Origin of the sequence: Plantactinospora sp. GCM10030261, from assembly GCF_042666615.1 — a bacterium.
Classification (GTDB): domain Bacteria; phylum Actinomycetota; class Actinomycetes; order Mycobacteriales; family Micromonosporaceae; genus KBS50.
This window is the reverse complement of record NZ_JBHTDD010000065.1, coordinates 1-1,245: the sequence shown is the minus strand read 5'-3', so window position 1 is coordinate 1,245 and position 1,245 is coordinate 1. Positions and strand designations below refer to the sequence as shown.

Here is a 1,245-nt window from a genome sequence, read left to right as displayed (position 1 = left end):
CTAGTGCCGTGACCACCAACGTTCATGGTGTTGGGTGACACGCCGTATGGCCTGTCGGCCGGGCGGCGTGGTGGCGGTCAGGCTGTGGCGGTGGCAGAACCCGTTCGTGTACGGCGGCTCAGTGACCAGGAGGGTCAGCAGCTGCTGAGGATCACTCGTAGAGGTACCGGCTCGCCTATCCGGCTGAGGCGGGCGATGGTCGTGCTCGCCTCCGCCGGTGGGAACACGGTGCCGGCGATCGCCCGTCTCGTGCAGGCCGACGAGGACACGATCCGGCAGGTCATCCACCGGTTCAACGAGATGGGGATGGCCAGCCTGGACCCTCAGTGGGCGGGTGGCCGTCCCCGCCAGATCAGTAGCGACGAAGAGCAGTTCATCGTCGAGACGGCCAACACCCGCCCCGAGACGCTGGGGCGGCCGTTCACCCGGTGGAGCATCCGCAAGCTCGCCGACCACCTGGGCTCGCATACCGCCCGTCGGGTTCGGATCGGGCGGGAACGGCTGCGGCAGATCCTGCACCGACACCGGATCACCTTCCAGCGGACCAAGACGTGGAAGGAGTCCACCGACCCGCACCGGGACGCCAAGCTGGCCCGGATCGAGTACGTCAGCAGCCACTTCCCGCAGCGGGTGTTCGCGTTCGACGAGTTCGGGCCCCTGGTCATCCGGCCGCAGGCCGGCACCGGGTGGGCGCCGACCGGACACCCGCACCGGCTGCCCGCGAACTACCACAAGCTGCACGGCGTCCGGCAGTTCCACGGGTGCTACAGCGTCGGCGACGACCAACTCTGGGGCGTCGTGCGGCGGCGTAAGAGCGCCGCGAACACCCTCGCCGCGCTCAAGTCGATCCGCGCGGCGAGGCCGGACGGGGCGCCGATCTACGTGATCCTGGACAACCTGTCCGCGCACAAAGGCTCGAAGATCCGCAGGTGGGCGACCCGGAACAAGGTCGAACTCTGCTTCACCCCGACCTACGCCTCCTGGGCCAACCCGATCGAGGCCCAGTTCGGACCGCTACGCACCTTCGTCATCGCCGGCTCGAACCACCCCAACCACCCCGCCCTGACCCGGCGGCTGCAGGACTACCTGCGCTGGCGCAACGCCAACGCCCGCCACCCCGACGTCCTGGCCGCCCAACGCCGCGAACGCGCCCGCATCCGCAGCGAACGACAACGACGATGGGGCCAACCCGCCACCCGCGCAGCCTGAACCCAACACCCCGAACGTTGGTGGTCACGGCACTAG

Annotated in this window: 1 protein-coding gene; it reads left to right on the top strand. The window is 69.3% G+C overall.

What is annotated here, in order from left to right; translation table 11 throughout:
* The first annotated feature begins 90 nt into the window (after positions 1-90).
* Positions 91-1,209 (top strand): IS630 family transposase, encoded by a 1,119-nt coding sequence (locus ACFQUZ_RS32340; protein WP_377449101.1) that lies wholly within the window; start codon positions 91-93, stop codon positions 1,207-1,209.
* Positions 1,210-1,245: the final 36 nt, after the last annotated feature.